16 protein-coding genes are annotated in these 15,955 nt (G+C 34.2%); 12 read left to right on the top strand and 4 right to left on the bottom strand.

Annotated elements, in window-relative coordinates:
* The first annotated feature begins 46 nt into the window (after nucleotides 1-46).
* Nucleotides 47-544, top strand: coding sequence for a peptidylprolyl isomerase (locus ACQY56_RS06575; protein WP_428737126.1), 498 nt, complete (start codon nucleotides 47-49; stop codon nucleotides 542-544).
* 43 nt (nucleotides 545-587) lie between these two features.
* Here ACQY56_RS06575 and ACQY56_RS06570 read toward each other — a convergent pair whose 3' ends face one another.
* Together ACQY56_RS06570 and ACQY56_RS06565 are read right to left on the bottom strand one after the other, a co-directional pair.
* Entirely contained in the window at nucleotides 588-1,781 is a 1,194-nt protein-coding gene (locus ACQY56_RS06570) for a hypothetical protein (protein WP_428737125.1), read from the bottom strand.
* 10 nt (nucleotides 1,782-1,791) lie between these two features.
* Entirely contained in the window at nucleotides 1,792-3,129 is a 1,338-nt protein-coding gene (locus ACQY56_RS06565; RefSeq protein ID WP_428737124.1) for a c-type cytochrome, read from the bottom strand.
* Nucleotides 3,130-3,286: 157 nt separating this feature from the next.
* On the opposite strand from ACQY56_RS06565, the gene ACQY56_RS06560 reads away from it, so the two are divergent.
* The 11 genes from ACQY56_RS06560 (at nucleotide 3,287) to ACQY56_RS06510 (ending at nucleotide 13,899) form a co-directional block, all read left to right on the top strand.
* Entirely contained in the window at nucleotides 3,287-3,481 is a 195-nt protein-coding gene (locus ACQY56_RS06560) for a (2Fe-2S)-binding protein (protein WP_428737123.1), read from the top strand.
* A 38-nt stretch (nucleotides 3,482-3,519) separates the two neighbouring features.
* On the top strand, nucleotides 3,520-4,602 hold the full coding sequence (locus ACQY56_RS06555; protein WP_428737122.1) for an epoxyqueuosine reductase QueH: 1,083 nt from the start codon (nucleotides 3,520-3,522) through the stop codon (nucleotides 4,600-4,602).
* A gap of 53 nt (nucleotides 4,603-4,655) precedes the next feature.
* Complete coding sequence (gene fabZ, locus ACQY56_RS06550) at nucleotides 4,656-5,102, top strand: 3-hydroxyacyl-ACP dehydratase FabZ (protein ID WP_428737320.1); 447 nt, start codon at nucleotides 4,656-4,658, stop codon at nucleotides 5,100-5,102.
* Nucleotides 5,103-5,111: 9 nt separating this feature from the next.
* Nucleotides 5,112-5,906 (top strand): acyl-ACP--UDP-N-acetylglucosamine O-acyltransferase, encoded by a 795-nt coding sequence (gene lpxA / locus ACQY56_RS06545; protein ID WP_428737121.1) that lies wholly within the window; start codon nucleotides 5,112-5,114, stop codon nucleotides 5,904-5,906.
* Nucleotides 5,896-7,140, top strand: a complete 1,245-nt coding sequence (clpX, locus tag ACQY56_RS06540) for an ATP-dependent Clp protease ATP-binding subunit ClpX (protein WP_428737120.1) — start codon at nucleotides 5,896-5,898, stop codon at nucleotides 7,138-7,140. The genes lpxA and clpX overlap by 11 nt, the downstream gene beginning before the upstream one ends.
* An 11-nt stretch (nucleotides 7,141-7,151) precedes the next feature.
* On the top strand, nucleotides 7,152-8,189 hold the full coding sequence (locus tag ACQY56_RS06535) for a rod shape-determining protein (RefSeq protein WP_428737119.1): 1,038 nt from the start codon (nucleotides 7,152-7,154) through the stop codon (nucleotides 8,187-8,189).
* On the top strand, nucleotides 8,182-8,943 hold the full coding sequence (gene mreC / locus ACQY56_RS06530) for a rod shape-determining protein MreC (protein WP_428737118.1): 762 nt from the start codon (nucleotides 8,182-8,184) through the stop codon (nucleotides 8,941-8,943). The genes ACQY56_RS06535 and mreC overlap by 8 nt, the downstream gene beginning before the upstream one ends.
* Nucleotides 8,940-9,695, top strand: coding sequence for a MipA/OmpV family protein (locus tag ACQY56_RS06525; protein WP_428737117.1), 756 nt, complete (start codon nucleotides 8,940-8,942; stop codon nucleotides 9,693-9,695). Before mreC ends, ACQY56_RS06525 begins: the two co-directional genes overlap by 4 nt.
* 72 nt (nucleotides 9,696-9,767) lie before the next feature.
* Nucleotides 9,768-13,022, top strand: a complete 3,255-nt coding sequence (gene carB, locus ACQY56_RS06520; RefSeq protein ID WP_428737116.1) for a carbamoyl-phosphate synthase large subunit — start codon at nucleotides 9,768-9,770, stop codon at nucleotides 13,020-13,022.
* Nucleotides 12,983-13,456, top strand: coding sequence for a hypothetical protein (locus ACQY56_RS06515; RefSeq protein WP_428737115.1), 474 nt, complete (start codon nucleotides 12,983-12,985; stop codon nucleotides 13,454-13,456). The genes carB and ACQY56_RS06515 overlap by 40 nt, the downstream gene beginning before the upstream one ends.
* Complete coding sequence (locus ACQY56_RS06510; RefSeq protein WP_428737114.1) at nucleotides 13,453-13,899, top strand: hypothetical protein; 447 nt, start codon at nucleotides 13,453-13,455, stop codon at nucleotides 13,897-13,899. The genes ACQY56_RS06515 and ACQY56_RS06510 overlap by 4 nt, the downstream gene beginning before the upstream one ends.
* Here ACQY56_RS06510 and ACQY56_RS06505 read toward each other — a convergent pair.
* Both ACQY56_RS06505 and galU read right to left on the bottom strand, forming a co-directional pair.
* Nucleotides 13,896-15,110 (bottom strand): glucose-6-phosphate isomerase, encoded by a 1,215-nt coding sequence (locus ACQY56_RS06505; protein WP_428737113.1) that lies wholly within the window; start codon nucleotides 15,108-15,110, stop codon nucleotides 13,896-13,898. The genes ACQY56_RS06510 and ACQY56_RS06505 overlap by 4 nt on opposite strands.
* A 3-nt stretch (nucleotides 15,111-15,113) precedes the next feature.
* A complete protein-coding gene (gene galU, locus ACQY56_RS06500) occupies nucleotides 15,114-15,950 on the bottom strand; it encodes a UTP--glucose-1-phosphate uridylyltransferase GalU (protein WP_428737112.1) in 837 nt (278 codons plus the stop codon).
* Between the last annotated feature and the right edge of the window lie 5 nt (nucleotides 15,951-15,955).

Here is a 15,955-nt window from a genome sequence, read left to right as displayed (position 1 = left end):
ATTTATAAAATTTCACTATAATTTCAAAAAAATTAAAAGGCTAAATATGTTCGGCAAAAAACTAAAAGAGTACGATTTAACAAATGTAAATGAGTTCCAATGGGCAAAAGTTTCAACAAACAAAGGTGACATCTGGATCAAACTTTATCCTGAAGAAACACCAAATACAGTTGCAAACTTTGCATACTTAGCTAGTTCTGGTTTTTATAATGACCTTAACTTCCATAGAGTTATCCCTGGGTTTATGGCACAAGGTGGATGTCCACACGGAACTGGTACTGGTGGACCAGACTGGGCGATCGAGTGTGAAACTGATAAAAACACTCACAGACACGTAAAAGGGACATTATCGATGGCTCATGCTGGACCAAATACTGGTGGTAGTCAATTCTTTATCTGTTTCGTTTCTTGTCCACATTTAGATGGTGTTCATACAGTGTTTGGTGGGATCGAAGAAAATGATGCAGATTCAATGTCAGTTTTAGATGATATTAGAATGCAAGATGATATCAAGTCTATTGAAATATTTGAAGAAAGAGCATAAATCATAATTGTTCCCAAGCTTTCACTTGGGAACAAGAAAAATTTTAAAGAGTATTGTTAAAGAGTATAAACATACCCCAACCAAAATAGATCACCATCCAAGCAACCATTATACTTAATGTATAGTTTCCTAGTTTTGTTACCCATTTATCTTTTGAAGCATCAAAAACACCTGGAGTTTTTCCAACTTTCCATGCCATAGTAAGGATGTATGCTACACCAATTCCTCCCATGATTAAAAATGTGAGTAAAAACATTGTAATTGTAGGTATCTCCAAATTTACTGGGTAATCATAAATGTTATACCCTAATCCATTCATTAAGTTAAATCTAATTAACTCTCTCATCCCAGAGATAAGTAAAGCTACTATAACTAAAACAATAGTAGTTACATAACTATTGCTATTTTTGTATCCCATAAGAAGTAATACCACAACACCAGCAATGATCGCTAAAGAAAGAGGATTAAATAGATACCCTATTTGTAACATCCATCCAACAAAAGCTACTGCGCTGATAATTAAACCTACTACAGTAAATTTTGTACCTAAAGCAGCAGTATACTCTATGTAGCCTTTTTCAAAATCTTCACGAGCACTTAAAAACCTACTATAGTTTTGTAAAAATATACCAACAACTGGGATACTCAAACTTACCATAAATACAAGTCTTATGATATCAACATTAAATGTCAGACCACTATTGTCAACTACTCCATTTGGTGCATACATCTCCATCCACTCATTTGGCATGATTGAAGTTACAGCAAAGTTATGCATCAAAATTCCAGCAAAAACTAAAATAGCAAACGAGATAAAACCAATAAGTTTACCACCACCCGGTTTTGCTTTGTTTGCATAGTAGTACCAATAGTACATAATATACCCAATAACAAGAGCATATATAAAGATAAATACAAACATTCCAGAGAGTGTATTTGCCACATACCAGTTTGGATCATAGATAACTTGTGTAAAAAGTAATGGTGCTACGCCTAATACAATTAAAATCGAAACACTAATTTTCCCAGTTTGAATAAGATGCGGTGTTAACATTGCCCAATAAGGACTATTTTTTTGTTGCATAGTTCCATAAAGTGAGAGTCCCATAGCACCAAGTGATAGTAAAACAAAAGCAGCATGAAGTGCCCATGTTAAGATATATAGTGCCTGAAAGACTACAGGATAAAACGGAACCCCAGCAGGATCACGAAGGGCTAATAATACAGATGCGTCCATAAGTTCTCCTTTAATATTGTTGCGACGAGATATACTCTGCCATAGCATCGTACTCATCTTCTGGTAATTTTAGTTTTGGCATATATGGAAATGCACCTTCACCTATTGTATGTAAAATTGTCATTACACCCTCTTTATCCATTCCAGTAAGTCTATCTTTCAGTGGTCTAAACTTTCCAGTTTTTTCTAATGAATGACAATTTGAACAAGAGAGTTTTGTTAAAAGTTCTCCAGCTTCCAAACGGTTTTCATCTGTAATAGTTCTGAGTCTATCTGGAATAAATGGATTGAGTTTAAGTAACCCTTTCTCAGCAATTGCAGGAAGTTCACTTTTGATTTTTTTCCCAGGAACATCACGACTTATAATCTGGTCAGAATAGATATATTGACCAGCTACATAAGGTTTTCTCATTGATTCTCTTAGTTTTTCACCAGGCCATAGACCAGCAATCAATATAACCACAATCATCACAGATGCAATAGGTACATTAAGAAATCTCGGTTTTGCAATAACTAAAATAAAATAGAGTGAGAAAAGTCCCATTAAAACAAGTCTTGATTGTACTATTGATTCTTTTGAAATTGTAAATACTGCATGCGCATTTTCTGGCAATGTATTCATATACCACATAAAGAAGAATGTTGTTAAAAACCCACCAAGGATTCCAACATAACCCATTTTTTTGGAGAGTTCTGCTGATAATTCAGGATTTTCTTTCTTCATAGCACTTGAAATTACTAGACCGATAACTCCAGACATCATTATCATAAACCCTATACGTAAGAACATATGTGGGAATGTGTTGATTCCAAAGAAAGCATCACTCGCACTTCCTGTTGTGTAAAAAGCATCAGTACCAGGCCACATCATAAAACTAATAATTCCAATGATAAGTGCTAAAGTCCCAACAGATGCTAAAGCAAATGTATATGTGAGTTTGAGATGAGTCTTTTTATCTATCTTATCTATAAAATAAACTAAAGCAAAAACTCCAATAACTTCATAGACGAAAAATACCCACTCCGTAGCCCAAACCCATACAAAGTTATGGATAAGCGCACTAATACCTCTCGGACTTGCAGCCGTTGCAGTATACCAAATACCAGGACCCGTGATAGAGCCTATAACGTATGAGAAAATGAGCAAAAACATTCCATATTTTTTCATATATGGATACAAATCACTCCTATTTTCTTTATACGCTTTGTAAGCCAAAAATGCAAAAAGCATAGCAGCACCTACAGAGGTATGAGATGCTAAGATGTGAATGGTACCAGTGATACCCATCATCCAAGCACTTCCATACTCTGGGAAATAAAACAATGGAAATTGTCCTATAACGTCCATAAAGCCTCCTTTAAAAAAAAGTTGCGAACATTATAGAACTGAAGTGTTAATTATATGTTAATAGAATAATATAGATAATTTTTCATAATATTAAAACTGGAATGATTTGTGAACATCTCTTAAAACTATGTTTATGTCTATAATATAAGGAGAAAAGATGAAAGTGTGTAGGTGTGCTTATATTGATTATGATTCCATTGTAGAAAGTGTAAAACAATTTGGAGATGATTTAGAAGCGATTCAAGAGGAGACTGATGCTGGTACTATATGTGAGATGTGTATGTTTGATGAGTGTGCAAAAATAGATATCTCTGTACCAGCTGCAATCAAAAAAGCTTTAGAAGAGATCTAAAAATTGCTATAATTTCAAAAATAGTTTGAAAGGTAGCAATGCTAGTTCATATCTGCTGTTCGGTTGACAGCCACTTTTTCTTGGAAAAATTACAAAAAGATTTTCCAGAAGAAAAATTGACTGGTTTTTTTTACGATCCTAACATTCATCCATATTCAGAATACCAACTACGCTACCTTGATGTACAGCGCTCTTGCAAAAAACTCGGTATCGACTTGCTAGAGGATGAATATGATTATGAAAACTGGATCAAGGCAGTACGTGGCTTAGAAAAAGAGCCTGAAAAAGGAGAACGCTGTGAAGTTTGTTTCGACAAGCGTTTCATTAGAAGTGCAAAAAAGGCTCTCGAACTTGGTGAGAAAAAGATTACCACAACCTTACTTGTAAGCCCACTAAAATCTCAAGAACAACTCAAACGGGTTGGTAATGAGTTTTATAATCGTCATGGTGTTGAGTTTATTGCCGTTGATTATAGAAGTGGTGGTGGTACACAAGATCAATCACGTGTAACAAAAGAAGAACAACTTTACCGTCAAGATTATTGTGGATGTATTTATGGTTTAACAATGCAGCGAGAGCATCAAGACAAACTCATGGATGAGATGATATCTGCAATCTCTGGGCAAGTTTTACCAGCTTCGATCGAAGAGCGTTTAGAGATGTACCGCTACAGAAATGAGCTTGAAGATCAGGATATAGCTTATAAAATCGTAAAACAAAAATTTTTAAACTATCGTCAATTCATCTTTAAAGTAACTGTTGGAAAAAATGATGTGTTAGATGCTTATGCCTTATCTTACTCTACACTCCCTAGAAAAAAAGCACAGGGTCACATAGAATTTGAAGCACATAATATTGCTTATTTTAACCGTGAAGAGATCAAGTTTATCACTTTAGATTTTTTCAACGAACAAAATATTACAAACTACAAAAGTGTAAAAGAGTTAATCTATAATCCTCTAAGTTTTGAAAAAGAGCTTGAATTTAGATCAAAAATCAACAACACAAATTATGATTTATCTCCAATTATAGTAGTTGAAAAAATTCCAGATTCAAAACTTTCAATCGAATTAGATGCCACAACTTACGATGACACAAAAGAAAAACTAATCATTATATAATGAAATTTTAGATAAAATATCCGAAATTATATTCACAAGGCTTAAAAATTATGATTATGGATGTTGTCGAAATTCAAAATATTTTACCTCACCGTTACCCTTTCTTACTCGTTGATAGAATTACAGATTTAGTGAAAAATGAATCACTAGTTGGTTATAAAAATGTATCTATTTCAGAACCTGTATTTGAAGGGCACTTTCCAGGTCACCCGATCTATCCTGGTGTTATGATCTTAGAAGGAATGGCACAAGCTGGTGGTGTTTTAGCTTTTAAAAGTATGGATGACCTAAGCGAAGAGGAAGTAAAAAATAAAGTTGTATACTTTATGAGTATTGACAAAGCAAAATTTAGAACTCCTGTAAAACCTGGGGATAGACTTGAGTATAGAATCTCTGTTATTAAACATAAAGGTGCAATCTGGCTTTTAAAAGGTGAAGCATATGTTGATGGAAAATTAACAAGTGAAGCGGAACTTAAAGCTATGATCGTAGATAAATAAGGGTAAAAATTGAGTAATATTTCTAACTTAGCTATCATTGAAGATGGTGCAGTTATTGGTGAAAATGTTGAAATTGGACCATATTGTTTTATCTCAAGTGAAGCAAAAATAGGGGATGGAACTAAGATCGCACAAGGTGCATGTATCTACGGTAAAACAACGATCGGGAAAAATAATGAAATTTTCTCCCACGCTGTAATTGGTTCTATTCCACAAGATTTAAAATTTGATGGTGAAGATGTTGAACTTATCATCGGCGATAACAACAAAATCAGGGAGTTTACACTTTTCAATCCTGGAACAAAAGGTGGTGGTGGTAAAACTATCATCGGAAATCATAACCTTTTTATGGGGTATGTGCATCTAGGTCATGATGTTATTATTGGAAACCACTGTATACTAGCAAATGCAGCAACATTAGCTGGTCATGTTGAACTAGGTGATTATGTTGTAGTGGGTGGTATGACACCTATTCATCAGTTTGTTCATATAGGTGATTATGCAATGGTTGGTGGTGCTTCTGCTTTAGCTCAAGATGTTCCACCATTTTGTATGGCAGAGGGGAATCGTGCGTATTTAAGAGGGCTTAACCTTACAGGTCTTCGTCGTCATATTGAACGTGATGATATCAATGCACTAAAATCTGCCTATCGTGAACTTTTTGAATCTGGAAAGCCTTTAAAAGATAGTGCAAGTGAACTTCTTGAAAACAGTGACAACCACTATGTGAACGATCTTTGTAACTTTGTTATCAAAACAAAGCGTGGAATTCCATTTGAAAGGAAGATAGAAAATGATTCATAGACATTGTAGCTTTTGTGATGCAAGTGAGAGTGAAACAAATCCACTTATTGCTGGAAATGGTGTATATATCTGTAAGAACTGTGTTATCTCTGCATATAAAATTATGTTTGGGGATGATAAAGAGTCTTCAAATGAACAAAATCATGAACTTCTTGATGCGGTAGAAAAACTGATGACTCCTAAAGAGTTAAACAACTTTTTAGGTGATTATATCATTGGACAAGAACGTGCTAGAAAACTTTTAAGCGTTGCTGTATACAACCACTACAAAAGAATTTTTAAAACAAATAAAATTGAAAATGACGATACAGAAATCGCGAAATCAAACATACTATTAATTGGACCAACTGGAAGTGGAAAAACACTAATGGCTCAAACGATTGCGAGAGTTTTAAATGTACCTATTGCAATTGCAGATGCTACAAGTTTAACAGAAGCTGGATATGTTGGGGAAGATGTTGAAAATATTTTAACAAAACTGATTCAAGCAGCAGATGGTGATGTTGAACGTGCACAAAAAGGGATCATCTTTTTAGATGAAGTTGACAAAGTTTCACGTATGAGTGAAAACCGCTCGATCACTCGTGATGTTTCAGGTGAAGGTGTACAACAAGCTCTTTTAAAAATTATTGAGGGTTCAATGGTAAACATCCCACCAAAAGGTGGACGAAAACACCCTAATCAAGAGTTTACAACGATTGATACAACAAATATTTTATTTATTTGTGGTGGTGCGTTTGATGGACTTGATGAAATTTTAAAACGTAAGCAAGGTGAGAATGTACTTGGGTTTGGACATGATAAAAAAACAAAAGATGAGAAAAAACCAACTTACGATATGGTGGAACCTGAAGATTTAGTACATTATGGGCTCATTCCTGAACTTGTTGGTCGTCTTCCAATTATTGCTTCACTTAATGAAATTAGTGAAGACGATATGGTTCGAATCTTAACAGAGCCAAAAAATTCTCTAATCAAACAATATATCAAGTTATTTTCTATTGATAATGTTGAGCTAAACTTTGAAGATGATGCACTTTGTGCTATAGCACAAAAAGCGATCAAACGTAAAACTGGTGCTCGTGGACTTCGTGCAATACTTGAAGAAGCTATGATAGACATTATGTATGAACTTCCAGAGTATGAAGGGTATGAAGTACTTATCACTAAAGAAGTGATTGAAAATGGTGAACAGCCAGTATATATTAAAAAAACAACGCAAATTCCAGCATAAGGTAAAAATATATGATCTTTAATAAATTAATCGGACTTTTTTCAAGTGATCTCTCTATTGACTTAGGAACAGCAAATACTATTGTTATTGCAAAAGGTAAAGGTATCATTATCAATGAACCCTCAGTTGTTGCTGTCAAAACTGAAAAATATGGACAAAGTAGAGTTTTAGCTGTTGGACACGATGCAAAAGAGATGGTTGGAAAAACTCCTGGGAATATCCGTGCTATTCGTCCTATGAAAGATGGAGTTATCGCTGACTTTGATATGACTGAAAAGATGATTAGAAAGTTTATCGAAAAAGCGCACGGAAGAAGTTCACTTATCTCTCCACGTATCATCATTTGTGTACCTTATGGGCTAACACAAGTTGAGCGAAAAGCTGTTCGTGAATCAGCTATGAGTGCAGGTGCACGTGAAGTTTTCCTTATTGAAGAGCCTATGGCAGCCGCTATTGGAGCTGGAGTTGATATTCGCGAACCACAAGGGAACTTAGTTGTTGACATCGGTGGTGGTACAACTGAGATTGGTGTCGTTTCACTTGGTGGTCTAGTGCTCTCAAAATCTATCCGTACAGCAGGAGATAAGATCGATCAAGGGATTATCAACTACGTTAGAAAAAAATACAACTTACTTATTGGTGAGCGTGTTGCAGAAGAGATCAAAATCACTATAGGTACTGCTGTTACACTTGATGAGCCTTTATCTATGGTAATTACTGGTCGTGACCAAGTTGAGGGGTTACTTAGTTCAGTAGAATTAACAAGTGATGATGCTAAAGATGCTATGAAAGAACCTCTTAAAGAGATTGCTGAAGCGCTTCGTGATGTTTTAGAGATTATGCCACCTGATCTTGCTGGGGACATCGTAAATCATGGTATTATTTTAACTGGTGGTGGTGCACTTATCCGTCAACTCGACAAATACCTTTCAGATATTGTTAAAATCCCTGTATTTGTGGCAGATGAGCCACTTTTAGCTGTTGCTCGTGGAACTGGACGTGCACTAGAAGAGATTGACCTACTCCAAGAACTTTTCGAGAATGAATAAATCTTCTATCATATACTTTTTCTTATTAATTGCACTCCTTGTGGGTGCTTTTAATTTCTCTTCTACAGTTCAAAAACCATTTATAAATTCTTTGAACTTTATTAAAGACAGCTATCATAATACCATTACATATATTGACGATGGATTTGAAAAACATTTTTTTCAAGCAAATAGAATCGAACAACTTAAAGAAAAACTCCAACAGTACGAAAATAATCATCTAGTGATGCAAGAATTAGCCTCAGAGATAGATGATCTATATAAAGCAAATGATACAAATATGAGTGTGCATCCTGAAGTACAACTAGTTCGTACAACTTCTTACCAAAAGTTTGGAAACTTAAACCGTTTATGGCTCAATGTTACAGATTATAATGCTTCACGAATTTATGGACTTACTTATAAAGAGATGGTTGCTGGAATTGTAATTGACTACCACTCAAAACCACTAGCACTTTTAAACAATGACATTAAAAGTGCATACTCAGTTTATATTGGTGAAAATAAGGCTCCTGGAATCGCACACGGAAATAATGAAGAAAATATAGTAGTCAATTTCATCCCTGCTTGGTTTGAGATTAGTGTCGGAGATGAAGTGATTACTTCTGGGCTTGATAACATTTTTTTCAAAGGACTTAAAGTTGGAAAAGTTATCTCTATTAAACAATCTGAAGGGTATCAAAATGTCGTAGTTAAGCCCTATTATAAAACAAATGAACCAAACTATTTTTATATAATCAAGGTTGTAAAATGAAATATTTTATATTGAATTTATTGTTAGTATCAAGTTTATTATCTGCAAATGATTTAAAGCAAGAAGTGAGCATTGGATTTGGTCCATATATTCAATCGCAACCATATACAAATACTTCTGATATCATTCTTCCCTCACCTGTTGTCTTTTTTGACAACTCTTTGTTTTATGTAAGATGGTCACGTTTAGGAGTATATTTTTTAGGGGATAAACAGGATGATTTTGCATGGGGCTTCTCGTTAACTGCACAACCTAGAACCCTAGGCTACAAATCAAGTGATTCAAAATATCTAGCTGGTATGGATGAGCGAAAAAGCTCATTAGAAGGTGGTTTGGCTTTTAGTGCAAAATATAAAGATATATACTTTGAAAATATGCTTTTAAATGACCTTTTAGGATATCATAAAGGGTGGCTCAATAGAACTGAAGTTGGGACAAAATATAGTGTAGGCAAAGTGAACTTTTATCCAAGTGTAGTGATGCTTTATACGAGTGATAAATTTATGAACTACTACTATGGTGTTAAAGCAGATGAAGTAAATTTAACGCTCAATCGTCCCGCTTATACAGCAAAAAGTGGCTTTGAATTTGGTGTGCAAACATACATCGGTTTCCCACTGACTAACAGTTTTTCTGCTCTTTTTAATTTACGTTACGATATCTTGCCTAGTAGTGCCAAAAATTCTCCACTTGTGGAAAATAATTACATCTACTCGGGACTTGCATCAATTTTATATAACTTTGAGTACTAAAACTTCCAAAAAGTTCATTAAAACTTAAGTGCTTATTGGCTATAATCCCTAAATTTTATACAGAGGAAAAGAATGCCAAAACGCACCGACATCAAAACTATTTTACTCATTGGTTCTGGACCGATTATTATTGGTCAAGCTTGTGAGTTTGATTACTCTGGAACACAAGCTTGTAAAACTCTCAAAGAGCTTGGTTATCGTGTAGTTCTAATTAACTCAAATCCTGCAACTATTATGACTGATCCTGAGTTTGCTGATCGTACATATATTGAACCTATCAAAGAAGATATTATTGCAAAAATTATTAGAGATGAAAATGTTGATGCAGTTTTACCAACTATGGGTGGTCAAACTGCTCTAAATGTTGCTATGAGTATGTATGAAAAAGGGATGTTAGAGGGTGTAGAATTTTTAGGTGCAGACCCTAAAGCCATTAGCAAAGGGGAAGATAGACATCTCTTTAATGAAGCTATGATTAAAATTGGTATGGACTTACCAAAAAGTAAAAATGCTTATAGCGTTGAAGAAGCTATAGAAGTTGCACGTGAAATTGGATTTCCTGTAATTTCACGTGCATCATTTACACTTGCAGGTGGTGGCTCAGGTGTAGCATACAATATGGAAGAGTTTGAAAAACTCGCACAAGAAGGTATCTCTGCAAGTCCAATTAACGAAATTGAGATTATGGAATCTATGCTTGGTTGGAAAGAGTATGAGATGGAAGTTATCCGTGACAAAGCGGACAACTGTATTATTGTATGTTCTATTGAAAATTTCGATCCTATGGGTGTGCATACAGGTGATAGTATCACTGTAGCACCAGCTCTTACTTTAACAGATAAAGAGTACCAAAGAATGCGTGATGCTTCTTTTGCAATTCTTAGAGAGATTGGTGTTGATACTGGTGGATCAAATGTTCAGTTTTCAATTGATCCAAAAACTGGTCGTATGATTGTAATTGAGATGAACCCTCGTGTATCTAGGTCTAGTGCACTTGCTTCAAAAGCTACTGGATATCCTATCGCAAAAGTTGCAACACTTTTAGCGGTTGGTTTTACACTTGATGAGATCACAAATGACATCACAGGAACTCCTGCAGCATTTGAGCCTGTAATTGACTATGTTGTAACAAAAGTTCCACGTTTTACATTTGAGAAATTCCCAGAAGCTATAAGTACACTTTCAACATCTATGAAATCTGTTGGTGAAGCAATGGCAATTGGACGTACATTTAAAGAATCACTTCAAAAAGCACTCTGTTCACTTGAAACAGGTCTTTGTGGGCTTGACCCAGTTGATGGTGATGATGAATTTATAAAACATGAGATTCGTCGTCCAAATGCAGATCGTATCCTTTATGTAGCTGAGGGGTTCCGTCGTGGTATGAGTGTTGAGGAGATGTTTGATACTTGTAAAATTGATCCATGGTTTTTATACCAAATCCAAGAACTTATTGAATCTGAAAACAATATGAGTGATAAAGTTCTTTTTGAAGAAACAGCTATGAGACGTGCTAAAGTTGATGGTTTTTCAGATAAAAGGATTGCACAACTTATTACTCAAAATACACAAAACAAAGTTTTAGAAAATGATGTTTTTGAAGCAAGAAAGAAACTAGAGATCAGACAAGAGTTCAATGAAGTAGATACGTGTGCAGCTGAGTTTGAAGCACTAACACCATATCTTTACTCTAGTACAAACATCACAAAACTTCCACGCACGACTAGAGCATCAGATAAGAAAAAAGTGCTTATTCTTGGTGGTGGACCAAATAGAATCGGTCAAGGGATCGAATTTGATTACTGTTGTGTTCATGCCGCTTTTGCACTTAAAGAGATGGGTATTGAAACTATTATGTACAACTGTAATCCTGAAACAGTTTCAACTGACTACGATACTTCTGATGTGCTTTATTTTGAGCCTATAGATTTTGAACATGTTCGTGAAGTAATTGAAAATGAAAATCCAGATGGTATTATCGTACACTTTGGTGGACAAACTCCACTGAAACTTGCAGATGCTTTAACAAAAATGGGTGCGAAGATTTCAGGAACTCCTTCGGCTGTTATTGACTTAGCAGAAGATAGAGAGCAGTTTTCAAACTTTGTGAACAAACATGGATTAAAACAACCAGCTAATGGTTTAGCACGTACAAAAGAGGAATCTTATGTTATTGCTGAGAAACTAGGTTATCCTGTGCTTGTTCGTCCATCATTTGTTCTTGGTGGTCGTGGTATGCGTATTGTTTACTCAGAGGATGAACTTCGCCAATATATGGACTTAGCGATCTCAGTTTCAAATGAAGCCCCAGTACTTATTGATAAATTTTTAGACCAAGCAATAGAGCTTGATGTTGATTGTATCTCTGATGGTACAGAAGTGTACATTGGTTCTGTTATGCAACATATCGAAGAAGCAGGTATTCACTCTGGGGATTCTGCTTGTTCATTACCACCAGTAAATCTAACACAAGAGATGATCGATAAAGTTGAAGCGCAAACAAAAACTATTGCACTAGGACTTGGTGTATGTGGTTTAATGAATGTACAGTATGCCATTTATGAGGGTGAAATTTATCTCATCGAAGTAAATCCTAGAGCGTCTCGTACAGTGCCCTTTGTATCTAAAGCTACTGGTATGCCTTTAGCAAAAGTAGCTACTCGTGTTATGATGGGAGAGAGTTTACGTGATGCTCTTACTTATTATGATAAATATAACATTGTAGAGGAAGTAAATAATCTACTTCGACCTAAGCTCAAAGGGCATATCTCTGTAAAAGAAGCAGTATTTCCATTCCATAAACTTTATGGTGCAGACTTAGTACTCAGCCCTGAAATGAAATCTACTGGTGAAGTTATGGGGATAAGTTCAAACTTTGGTATCTCATTTGCAAAATCACAATTAAGTGCAGGAAATAAAATTCCAATAGAGGGAACATGTTTTCTCTCTTTTGTAGATGCAGATAAAGCACAAGGTGCAGAAATTGCAAAAGGTCTTGTTCGTCATGGCTTTAAACTTGTAGCTACAAAAGGGACTCAAGAAGCGATTACTGCAGCTGGTGTTGCATGTGAAGTTGTACTAAAAATCTCTGAGGGGCGTCCAAATATTGAAGATGCTATGAAAAATGATGAGATTGCAATGGCAATCAATACATCTGATAACAATACAAGTAAAAAAGATGCAATTGTAATTCGTCAAGAGGTTCTTAAACGCAATATCCCTTACTTTACAACTTTAAGTGCTGCTCGTGCAGCTGTGCTTGCACTTGATGAGATGAAAGATGATTCATGGTCAAAAGCAACAGCTCTTCAAGACTTCTTAGTTTAAATAACTGCGTTATTTTAACTCAAACCGACACTACTGTCGGTTTTATCTCTCAAAACTCTGTTACATTAACTTCTATCAAAATACGTTCTAATACAAAACCATTTATTAAAGTTTTCACCTCTTTAAAAGCTCTAAAACAAAATACTATTCGAGTACCAAATAGATATAAAACAAGTGTACGCTTGAGTAAAAAAAGTACATTTATAGTCAAAAATCAAGCATTTAGAATAGCAACTTATCCTATCTCTTCTAATATACTACGTACTTTACAGTGGAGTTATTCTACCTCTGCCAATGAAAGTGGAAAAAACTTTGATGAGAACTATTGTCGAACAAAAGCTGATATAATTATAGAAGATCAAAACAATTTAGAGGAAAAACAAGCTTCTAAACTATTCAAGATTAATAATAAAAAAATAAAGAGATTACGATGAGCAAATTTTTTCAAGCCCTATTATCTGGGATGTTTTTTACATTTATTTTAGATTTTTTTCTTTTTTTAGGGATTAAATTTCACTATATAGATTATTATGAGATCGATCTATATTACAACATTTTATTTGCAGATCATCAAAGTTTATGGGTCTTTTCACTTTTCACTTTTTTAATTGGATATATTACACTGTATACCAATATGAAATTTGCTTTGATAAGTATAGGATTTTTATTTGTTTTAAGTTTTTCTACATTGATTCCGCCTATAGGAAAAGCTGTAGGTGCATCCTTATTGACAAAAGAGGATGTTGTATTACAAACTGCAAGATTTTCATATCATGGAAATATCATCTATGATGGAAGAAAAAAGATCACATTTTATGATACAGAACTTCAAAAAATTATCACTTTAGACAAAGAGAAGATAAAAGGAAAAATCTAACTGTTTCCTTTTTGCATTAACTTCTCTTTTAAAATAATTTTACCACTCTCAACACCCGGTTGATCATATGCATTGATATACATAAACTTTGCACAAAGTGACGTTAAAAGTTCATACTCATACATAAGTGCTGCAATAGCACTCTCACACATACCATCAATAGTAATTACATCACATGGGATATCATTTAAGTTGTTTACTGCTTCTATAGTGGCATCTGCTTGTTTATTGATAAGCTCAGAAAATTCTAGTCCATTAAGATAGTCTAAATTTTCTAGCCCTTCTAATGTAACATCAGGAATTTTTAAATGATTATAAAAATTTTTTACTTTAATAACTGTTATAGTTTTATCACGCTTTCCTTCCATAATAAGTTGTAAAAAAGAGTGCTGATCTATTGGACCTATGATACCTATTGGCGTTAAACCTTGTCTTGCAGAGTTTATATCTACTTTTCCAAGTGATTCACCCCAAAGCTGGATATACCATTTATTAAAACCTTCAAGTCGTGATGAATAGGAAAAAACTACATTTACATTAAAACTATTTTTATACTCAACTAAAAAACGTGCTTTATTGATAAGACGATTATAAAAACTTTTTTTCTCAAAAAAAGAATCATGCACAAATTTTGCACCTTTTAAAATATCATCGATATTCAGACCTACTATAGCCAAAGGTAAAAGTCCAACAGCACTAAAAACAGAAAAACGCCCACCAACATTTTTTGGAATATCAAAACTTCTCATTCCATTTATATCTGCGTAAGTTCTGAGTTTTGAATCGTCTTCTGTTACAACTACACAATTATCTTTATTAATCTTTACTAATGAATGAATATATTTAAAGATAGAGATTGTTTCAACTGTCGTTCCAGATTTTGAAATCACTATAAAAAGCGTATCGTTTAAATTAATATTTTCAAGTTTTGACTGAATATCAATAGGGTCTGTAGTTTCTAAAAAATGCAGCTTCTTATCAAGTTGTTTTGAATGTTTTAAATACTTATAAATAGCATATGTTCCAAGTGTACTTCCACCAATACCAATAACTACAATATTTGTTTGATGTACATTTTTAGCAAACTCTTTGTACTCATCTGTATCTTGTTGAGGCAGGTTATAATACCCTATAATCTCTTTTTCATCTAAAATCTTTTCAAAAATCTCTTCATCTGAAATGGTTGGATTGAAATTGTGTTGATACTGCATAACTTACTTCTTTTCTTGATTATAAAAATAGTTTGTAGCTTCTACAAATCCTTCAACACTTCCACAATCAAAGCGTTTTCCTTTAAACTGATATGCAATTACCATCCCATTTTTTGCTTGTTGACATAATGCATCGGTAATTTGTAGCTCACCATTTTTTCCAGGTTTTGTATTTTTAATCACTTCAAATATATCTGGTGTTAAGATATAACGCCCTATTACAGCCTGATTTGAAGGTGCTTTGTCGTTATCTGGTTTTTCAACCATATTTGAAACCATATATACACCCTCTTCTATTTCACTTCCTTCAATTACACCATATTTATGTACCTCTTCATTGGGTACTTCCATAGTCGCTACAATACAACATTTATATTTACTATAAAGATCAACCATCTGTTTTAGTATTCCATCACCATCTGGATTTACACATAAATCATCTGCTAAAATTACAGCAAAAGGGTTCGCAAAGCCAACAAGTACATTTCCTTTATATATCGCATCACCAAGACCTTTCATCTCATTTTGACGTGTGTATGTAAATGTACAGTTTTTAATAATTTCACGAATCCCATCTAACATTTTTTCTTTTGACGTATCTTTAATTTGATGTTCTAATTCATACGATATATCAAAATGATCAGTAATAGCACGCTTCCCACGTCCTGTTATAATCGCCATAACATCGCATCCAGCCTCCATCGCTTCTTCTACACCATACTGAATAAGTGGTTTTGTCAAAATTGGTAACATCTCTTTTGGCATCGCTTTTGTTGCAGGTAAAAATCTTGTTCCATATCCTGCTGCTGGAAATAAACATTTTCTTATTGTGTGTGGCATATTTT

The organism is Sulfurimonas sp. (genome assembly GCF_050296975.1).
GTDB lineage: Bacteria > Campylobacterota > Campylobacteria > Campylobacterales > Sulfurimonadaceae > Sulfurimonas.
Note: the sequence above shows the minus strand (reverse complement) of the source record. Positions and strands in the feature narration are given on the sequence as shown.